Origin of the sequence: Clostridium sp. KLE 1755 (assembly GCF_000466465.2) — a bacterium.
Classification (GTDB): domain Bacteria; phylum Bacillota; class Clostridia; order Lachnospirales; family Lachnospiraceae; genus Eisenbergiella; species Eisenbergiella porci.
In genome coordinates this window covers 60,929-69,631 of record NZ_KE992697.1, presented here as the reverse complement: position 1 = coordinate 69,631, position 8,703 = coordinate 60,929, and the positions used below count along the sequence as shown (strand labels likewise).

General features: G+C 46.0%; 10 protein-coding genes. 2 read left to right on the top strand and 8 right to left on the bottom strand.

Features of this window, described 5'->3' with window-relative positions; all coding sequences use genetic code 11:
- Positions 1–94: 94 nt before the first annotated feature.
- From HMPREF1548_RS11690 to HMPREF1548_RS11655, 8 genes are all read right to left on the bottom strand, one after another.
- The gene (locus HMPREF1548_RS11690) at positions 95–751 is read right to left on the bottom strand and encodes a GTP pyrophosphokinase (RefSeq protein ID WP_035321879.1); all 657 of its coding nucleotides are present in this window, start codon (positions 749–751) and stop codon (positions 95–97) included.
- Positions 752–1,042: 291 nt separating this feature from the next.
- Positions 1,043–2,614: a sensor histidine kinase gene (locus tag HMPREF1548_RS11685; RefSeq protein WP_021636318.1), complete on the bottom strand. Its 1,572-nt coding sequence runs from the start codon at positions 2,612–2,614 to the stop codon at positions 1,043–1,045.
- A gap of 89 nt (positions 2,615–2,703) precedes the next feature.
- Positions 2,704–3,381, bottom strand: coding sequence for a response regulator transcription factor (locus HMPREF1548_RS11680; RefSeq protein WP_035321894.1), 678 nt, complete (start codon positions 3,379–3,381; stop codon positions 2,704–2,706).
- A gap of 197 nt (positions 3,382–3,578) precedes the next feature.
- The gene (locus tag HMPREF1548_RS11675; protein WP_021636316.1) at positions 3,579–4,931 is read right to left on the bottom strand and encodes an MATE family efflux transporter; all 1,353 of its coding nucleotides are present in this window, start codon (positions 4,929–4,931) and stop codon (positions 3,579–3,581) included.
- A gap of 128 nt (positions 4,932–5,059) precedes the next feature.
- The gene (bilS, locus tag HMPREF1548_RS11670) at positions 5,060–5,584 is read right to left on the bottom strand and encodes a flavodoxin family protein BilS (RefSeq protein WP_021636315.1); all 525 of its coding nucleotides are present in this window, start codon (positions 5,582–5,584) and stop codon (positions 5,060–5,062) included.
- 43 nt (positions 5,585–5,627) lie between these two features.
- Positions 5,628–6,371, bottom strand: coding sequence for a DnaJ domain-containing protein (locus HMPREF1548_RS11665; RefSeq protein ID WP_021636314.1), 744 nt, complete (start codon positions 6,369–6,371; stop codon positions 5,628–5,630).
- A complete protein-coding gene (locus HMPREF1548_RS11660) occupies positions 6,364–7,203 on the bottom strand; it encodes a DUF5685 family protein (protein ID WP_021636313.1) in 840 nt (279 codons plus the stop codon). Before HMPREF1548_RS11660 ends, HMPREF1548_RS11665 begins: the two co-directional genes overlap by 8 nt.
- A 12-nt stretch (positions 7,204–7,215) precedes the next feature.
- Positions 7,216–7,611, bottom strand: coding sequence for a hypothetical protein (locus HMPREF1548_RS11655; protein ID WP_021636312.1), 396 nt, complete (start codon positions 7,609–7,611; stop codon positions 7,216–7,218).
- A 171-nt stretch (positions 7,612–7,782) separates the two neighbouring features.
- On the opposite strand from HMPREF1548_RS11655, the gene rbr reads away from it, so the two are divergent.
- Both rbr and HMPREF1548_RS29930 read left to right on the top strand, forming a co-directional pair.
- Positions 7,783–8,379 carry a rubrerythrin gene (gene rbr, locus HMPREF1548_RS11650; RefSeq protein ID WP_025490235.1) on the top strand — a complete coding sequence of 199 codons (597 nt, stop codon included), beginning with the start codon at positions 7,783–7,785 and terminating at the stop codon, positions 8,377–8,379.
- 133 nt (positions 8,380–8,512) lie between these two features.
- Positions 8,513–8,703: hypothetical protein (locus HMPREF1548_RS29930; protein WP_035321877.1), on the top strand; the 191-nt coding region annotated here is incomplete at its 3' end.

Here is an 8,703-nt window from a genome sequence, read left to right as displayed (position 1 = left end):
AACTTTTTTTGTTTCTTTCAAGTTGTTGTTGCAGCGGTTCAACCGGCAACGAAATTGATTCTATCATCCTGATTCGACTTTGTCAACTACAATTTTACATTTTTTTCAAATTCTTTTTACTTTCCCATGAGACCTGTGATTCTTCCAGTATTCCTGCGGTTTCATTATATATCTCAAACTGCTTCTCCAATTCCTCCAGGAGTCCGGCATATTCGGTAAAAGCCTTGCGGCGTCTCTGTTTTTCCGCTTCCTCCATTTCTTTTTTATAGCAGACACGGTGTTCCATGCTGGCCCACAAATCCATAGCCATGGTTCTCATCTGGATTTCAACAGGAAAATACTCCATGGTATCCCGGTAATAAACAGGCACCCCGACTACTAAATGGAAGCTTCTGTAACCGTTTACTTTCGGGCAGCTGATGTAATCCCTTTCTTTTATAATTACAAGGTCCGTCTGGCGTTTCACCGCTTTTGCCAGATTGTAAATATCCTCTACAAAAAAACAGATAATGCGGATGCCCGCCACGTCCTGAAGGTAGTCTCTGGCATTGGCAATACTGGAGGTCAGCTTCAGCCGGAGCAATTTTTCCTCGATGCTCTTTTTTTCCTTCATCCGGTGCTGGATATTATGGATGGGACATACTGTGGTTTTTTCATAAAGAGTATGATTGAGCACCTCCAGCCGGGTCAGCATCATCTGGCATGCATTATGATACGGTTCCATCAGCGCATAATATTGTTCATTCGTCATAGTGGCCCCCATCTGCCTGAGCGCAGGCATTTTATAAATTCGTTCTGAAATGAAGCCAAAGCCGCCGCACTATGCAGGACAACCCACCTTCAACAAAAAGGGCCCTGTTTTCCAATCCGAAAAACAAAGCCCCCTCTGCTTTGAATGCTGTTATTTTACAAAAAAAATGTGTGCATTCTGTGTTTCTTCTTTGAGAGTTTTCTTAAATTATTATAAATATCGCAGACTTCACATGAGTGTAATGCTCTTTTGGCCGCTGTTAAGAGGGGGCCCCGGCAACGGAAAGGATTTTCACCTGTCCGTCACCTTCTCCAGCTCAAACCAGAACTCTACCCCGTTTTCATAGTTAACCACTCCATACTTCTGATTCATAGATTCCTGGATTGCTTTTACAATAGAAAGGCCCACTCCGCTGCCACCGTATTCTCTTGTCCTGGCTTTATCCACTTTATAAAATTTTTCCCATAAATGAGGAAGTGAATCCTCCGGGACGGGAATTCCGGTATTAAATACGGAAACCCTTACCGTTTTGCTTTCCTGGGTCAGTTTGATATCCACGATCCGTTCGCCGTCCAGATGGTTCAGGGCATTGCTGAAATAATTCATAAAGACTTCTTCCGTCTTGAATTCATCTCCCCATACATAAACAGGTGTATCCTGTTCAAAGCGGACAGTGGCATCATTTTGCCTGATGAGGATCTCCGCAGACTGGATGTAATTGTGGATCAGCATCACTATATCAAAGCGTTCCATTGTTATTACTTCATTGCCGAATTCCAGCTGATTCAACGTGAGAAGCTTTTTCACCATATTATTCATTTTCCCGGATTCATCTATGATAACGTCGCAGTAAAAATTCCTGCTTTCCTCGTCGTCGTCATTGATCCCTTCCTTTAACCCCTCTGCATAGCCCTGAATCAGGGCTATGGGAGTCTTCAGTTCATGAGAAACATTGGAAAGGAATTCCTTACGCATCTCATCAACTTCATTCTTTCTTTCAATATCCTTCTGCAGTTCATTATTGGCCGTCTTCAATTCTGAAATCGTAACTTCCAGAGTATCCGCCATCTGATTAATATGATTTCCCAGAATGGCAATTTCATTAAAACTCCGCCCTTTATATCTGGCATCGAAATCCAGGTGGGTCATCCGTTCTGAAATATGGGCAAGCTCCAGTATGGGATCTGTTATTTTTTTAGAAACGATCCAGATAATAATACCGCTGGCTACCGTAGCCGCAATCCCCACATAGGCCAGGAAACGGTTGGCAATATCAACGCTGTCCCTGATTCCCTCCAGTGCCGTCCTTATAAAAAAAAGATTGCCATTATCAAGGAAGCCCCACATATCCAAATATTCCATGCTGACCCGGTTGCTTGTTACAAGCTGGACAATATAAAAGGGACTGTCATTGCGTACCAGGGTTTTATTGGTGATTATGTTTTCTTCATATTTAGAAGCCTTGCCTCCGCCCGGGCCGCTTTTAGGTTCCGGCGTATCAGGATACAGCTTCTCAGAGCCTTCCGCGCTGTCAAAAAGTACATGATTCCACAGCTCTATTTTCAATATGGCAGGATCGCCTCCGCTGACTCTGATGGTTTCGGAGTCTTCGTCCAGTACAAGAATGGAAATATTGTATCTCGCACTGAGCTGCTGCAGATGAATGTCAAAATCATCCGAACTGATACTCCCCTTCTGGGCTGCAGCATTCATCTGATTATATGCATCCATAACTACCGTCTGTTTGTTATGGAAATAATATCTTTCCAGAAAGGTATTATTAATAAACCAGCACAATAAAATTGTGCCGGCCATTAATCCGATAAATATATAAGCAAACTGTTTTCTGATAGAATATTTCATAATCCGCTCCGTTCATGCTGTCGGGGAATGTAATTTATACTTATTCAACCTCGAATTTATAGCCCATTCCAGGGGAATGCAATCCACACTTATTCAACCTCAAATTTATAACCCATTCCCCAGATTGTTTTTATCATGTCGCCTTTGGGGCCCAGCTTGCTGCGGAGTTTTTTTACGTGGGTGTCTATGGTTCTTGCGTCACCGAAGTAGTCGTAATTCCAGACGTTGTTGAGAATTTTCTCCCGTGACAGCGCAATTCCTCTGTTTTCCATAAAATAAGTAAGAAGCTCAAATTCCTTGTAGCTTAAATCCACGTTCTCACCGTCTATGGTTACCATATGCGCGGCTTTATCCAGGTGGATTCCTCCCGCTTCCATGACGTCGCCGGAAGCCGTTTTGCCGGATCTGCGCAGAATCGCCTCCACGCGGGCTACCAGTATCTTGGGACTGAAGGGTTTGGAAATATACTCGTCCACCCCCAGATCGAAGCCCTGAAGCTCATCCTTTTCATCTCCTTTGGCCGTGAGCATGATGATGGGGACCTTGGAATAATTCCTGACTTCCCTGCATACCTGCCAGCCGTCCATCTTCGGCATCATAACGTCCAGAATGATCAATGCAATGTCATTTTGTTCAAAAAAAATATCCAGCGCCTCGCTTCCGTCTCCTGCCTCCACCACATCGTAATTGTTTTTCTGGAGGAAGTCCTTTACCAGCTTGCGCATTCTGCTTTCGTCATCCACAACCAGTATTTTTGTCCGATCCATACCAACCTCGATTCCGCCGTTCCTGATAACCGGCCTTCTCTCTAATATTATAACCGGCACTGCCTCCATCCGGTCCTTTATTCTGTATGTAATAACAGTGTAACAGATATTTATGAAAAACATGTGAACTTTTCAGAGTTTTTCCAACTTTTCAGCCGGCGCCGCACAGCTTTTATTACAGTATACCGAATACTGCATCATGCCTGGTTTTTATCTGTGAACAGCCGTTCCGTTTTCTTCATGACCTTAAAATAGGCCACGATTAAAAATATATCGGCCAGCACCCAGGCCAGCGGGCTCGCAAACCCTGCTGCCACAAAGCCGAACACGGGAACGAGCAGGAAGCCGGCAAGCGCCCTTGCTATCATCTCACTCACCCCGGACAATATGGCAAGCATACTGTAGCCCATTCCCTGAATCAGAAAACGGATATTATTTACAAGGGCCAGCGGGAAATAGAACAATGCGTTGCATAGCAGAAACAGCCTTACATTGGAAAGTATCTCCGTTTCCGTCCTATCCACAAACAGCAGCGCAAGGCTTCCTCCGGCAAAAAACATCACGGTTAATGCCACTGCCGCATAGGCTGCGCCGATAATATTGGCTGTTTTGATGCCCCTGCGGATACGCTCCGGCTTCCCCGCCCCGATATTCTGCCCCGCATAGGTCGCCATAGTAGCCCCCAGCGCATCAAAGGGACAGGCAAAAAAGCCGCCGATTCTGCTTGCCGCCGTCATGGAGGCTACTGCCACCGAACCCAGGGAATTCACCGCGCTCTGGAGAATAACGCTGCCGATTGCAGTTACGGAATACTGCAGTCCCATGGGGATTCCCATGCCGCACAGGTTCTTTACATATTGTGCCTCCAGCTTCCATTCATCCTTTCTCACATGAAGGATATCGAATTTTTTGCGCATATAAGTCAGACAGCTCACTCCTGAAACAGCTTGGGATACAACCGTGGCCAGGGCAGCTCCCGACACACCCATGTGCAGCACTACAATGCAGAGCAGATCCAGCAGGATATTCAGGAATGCCGACAATATCAGGAAATACAAAGGCGTTTTGCTGTCACCCATGGCCCGCAGGATACCGGAAACCATATTATAAAGAATTGTCGCCGGTATCCCTGCAAAAATGATTACAATATAGGTATAGGCGCCACCGATAATATCCTCCGGTGTCCGCATGAGCCGGAGAATGGGCCTGCACAAAAGCACTGTGGCAATAGTCATCACCACGGCAAAAAACAGCGCAAGCCAGGTGCTGTTCGCCACATATTTTCTAAGCGTCTTTTCATTTTTTGCCCCAAAGCTCTGCGCTATTGGAATTGCAAAGCCGTTGCAGATGCCCATGCAGAAACCGATAATCAGAAAATTTATGGAGCCTGTGCTTCCCACTGCAGCCAATGATTTCACTCCCAGAAATTTCCCCACAATTATGGTATCCACAAGATTATAGAACTGCTGGAACAGATTTCCGAATAAAAGAGGCACCGCAAACCCCAGTATGAGCTTTAACGGCCTGCCTTCTGTCATATCCCTTGTCATAATTTCTCCCCGCTTCCGCTTATTATTTCTATATGTGGTATATCATATACGAAAAGAGATTACAAACATTTTTGTAAAAAAAAAGCAAAAACTGCGTAAGGCCGTCTGTTGGCCCTACGCAGCTTTTCTCAGCATTCATCATTTTTTATCCGTTCCACAATATCCGCGGCAAAGGCTGCGGCTGCCTTCAAATCCTCACTGTCGGGATGCAGGAGCGCTTCGTCAAAATTGCGGAGCAGCGGTTTGATTTTTTCCTCACCCATCCCGTTTTTCTCCATCATCTCATATTTCTGACGGACCTGCATGGGCATTTTCCCCTGGCACATATATGCACCAAAATATCTGCAGGTTTCCGGAAGCCAGACCTTTACCTTCTGTTCGATACTTTTGTAATATTCCGTATTGGCGCCCATGCCGCAGGTGCCAAACAGCGCCACATTTTTACCTTCCAGCTCGGACAGCAAATCCACCACCCGCATATCACAGGTTCCCTGATCCGTCCAGAAGCCTATAAAATAGGTTTCCGCATCCTTACCGTTATATTCTTCTATCGGCTGCATATCCTTGGACTCTCCTGGGATCGCCGCAAATATACTGGTCGCCACTTTTTTTGTATTCCCGGTACGGCTTGAATATATAACCATTACGTCCATATTCCGTACTCCTTTCTTTTCCTGCCGCAAAAAGGCAGGCGCATCAGAACCTTCCTATTGGAATGCCGCCTCCGCAACACAGACCGCCGCCCCCGCAGCACATGTTGCAGATCAGGTTCGCAATGCAGAGCTTCAGGCACCAGTTGCTTCCGTCCATAGCCGGCATTCCGTAAGGGGACTGCTGGGTCTGATACCAGCTTCCGCCGGATTCCATCTGCTGCTGCCATACTCGATACTGCTGGTTTCCCGGTTCCATCGCCGCTGCTTTCTTTGCATGCTCCAGGGCTATCACATTATTTCCAAGCCCTGAATTGGCAATGGAGCTGTAATAATACCATTTTGCAGTTCTCTCACTGATTCCGGAGAGGACGTTAAGGGCTTCCCTGAAATGTCTGCTCTGGATATAGTTAAAGGCCGCGTTCATGTGAACTGTATACTCGTCACCGCCCGCAGCGCTCTGCTGTCTCCGGTAGCTCTGGCCGCCAAAGCCGAAGCTGCCGAATAAATCTTCAAAATCACCGAAACCGCCGTAATCCTGGTAACCGCCTCCATAGCTTCCGGAGCCGGAGCTTCCTGAATAGCTGCTGGAGGTTCCATGCTGTCTTTCATCCATAATCCGCTGGTAAGCCTGCTGGATCTCCTTGAACTTTTCTTCCGCCTGTTCCTTATTCGGATTGTTGACATTGGCATCGGGGTGATATTTTCTGCTCAGTGCTCGATACGCTTTTTTAATTTCTTCGTCAGATGCATCACGGGATACACCCAGTACCTGATACGGGTCACGCATTTTCCTGCTGTTCCTTTCTTCTGCCTCTTACCATCTCGTACCGGCACCAGACGCCGGAGTAAAGAATATTCCGGAGAATATCCGTATTCTCAAGAATGGGGAGTTTTTCAAACGCTCTGGAGCACTCTGCCATCATCATTCTTAAAATCTGATAAACCTTATCATCAAAACCGCTCTCGCCGCGCATGGAAAGGAAGGGATTGAAGTTTCCGTTTTTTTCATCCTTTTCCATATCTTCATAAGCGTCCATCAAATAAATATACTTTCCCAGGAAAAAGCCCATCCTGCGAAGGTCTTCCTCCCACTCGTCTTTTCTGAAGGCAAAAATCTCCGACATTATATTACCAAAACACCCTGCTACAATGTCAAGATTTTTTTCTCCTTTTTTTTCATATTCATGGAGCGCATTCAGTTGGGCTGAAATCACCTCGGCCTTTTCCGGGTGCCTTGCCGATGTGTCCCGGAAGGCTTTTTTCAGGATGCCTGCATAACCTCTCTTCCATACCTTTTTCTCATCCTCCCAGTCGTCCATACATTGATAATAGGTAAGGAGGATGTTCATATCCGCCGCATATTCCGTAAAGGAATTCCTTCTTGTGGGATGTTTGTCAAAGGGATGGGCAATGCACTTGCACTCGCTTACTTTGTCCTCGGTTTCATAAAGGCCTGTCAGAAGCAGAATCAGAAACGTCATGTCATAGGTTACCGTAATCTGGCCCTTTACACCGTATCTCTCCTTAAGCTCCCGGCAGAAGCCGCAGTAATAGGACTGATATAAATCAAAATCCCTGAATTTCAATTCCTGTTTGTTAACAATTACGTACCCGAACATATTTTTCTCCCGTCAGCTCTTCTTGATAAATTCTGTTTGACACTTCGGGCAGCGGATTGCGATTTTCCCTTTTCCCTTCGGAACCCTGATTTTCTGTTTGCAGCCAGGACATCTGTAAATGTGATGGGTCTTTCTGTCCTTCATATCCCTCTGGAAGGATGCCCATTTTTTTCTGATTCCGGCAGTCATCTGCAGATATTTCTGATTTTCCGCATAGCGCTTCTGGATATTTTTGGAGAACATACGGAAATAGCTGTAAACCAGAACTAATAAGATCAGAAACGACCAGACGGCATTTCTGGTAAAAAGAGAAATGATCATGCACGCCAGCGCCACTCCCATCAGGAATCTGGTAAACTGGTCCACCCCATACCTGCCCTGCATAAACCGTATCAGTTTTTCTTTCATTTTACATGTCTCCCATTCATACAGACTCTTGTGTCTGCTACTCTGTTCTTCATTTTACCCTTATGTACACAAATTGCAATTAACTGGCTGAAAACTTACTATAAAAAAAGTATAAACCTTTTCCCGCTGCCCATACTAGAAATAACCATATCAGAAAAGGAGTGGATGAAAATGCCCATTGATTTCAGGAACAGTGAAACAAAGGATAACCTGATGCGTGCCTTTGCAGGTGAAAGTCAGGCAAGAAACCGTTATACATTTGCAGCCTCCCAGGCTAAAAAGGATGGCCTTCATGTTATTGAAGCCGTTTTTACATTTACGGCCAACCAGGAAAAGGAGCATGCAGAAATTTTTTATAATCACTTAAAGGAGCTTGCGGGAGAAACCATCGTTGTGGACGGCGGCTACCCTGTGGATATTTATCCTGATATAAAGCAGCTTCTTCTGTCCGCACAGCACAATGAATATGAAGAATATGATCCGATTTATAAGGCTTTTGGGGACAAAGCCGCGGAGGAAGGCTTCTCCAGGGTTGCCGCATCCTTCCATATGATCTCCGCAATTGAAAAAACACACGGAGACCGCTTCGGGAAGTTTGCCCAGCTTATGGAACAGAACAGGCTTTTTGTTTCCGATGTGGAAACCGGCTGGATCTGCTTAAACTGCGGCTATGTATACACCGGTACAAATGCGCCGGAAAAATGCCCGGTCTGCGATCACGACAAAGGCTATTTTATCCGCGTTTCCATGGCTCCCTTCAGCGAATAGGAAGGCCCTGAAAAGGCATGTGCCAACCGCCAGTCCCGTAACAGGACGGAAAATGGCGGTTGGCACATGCCTTATTTTTTTCTTTTCTTCCGCGGGAATCTGTTATATCATAAAGTGTCAGGAGGATTAGAACATGAAAGCGAATTTAAAACATATGTATGCAGTACGCAGAAACGGATACGGTCCTTTCCGAAGGTTCCTGTTTTCCGCTTCTCTGGCGTTGTGCGCTTCCCTCATTTTTACAGGATGCGCTCCCGCAGTATCCGGCCCGGGTGAAATGAGCAGGTCTGAGGAAACGGCAGCCCAGCCGGTTCCGGCGCCGGA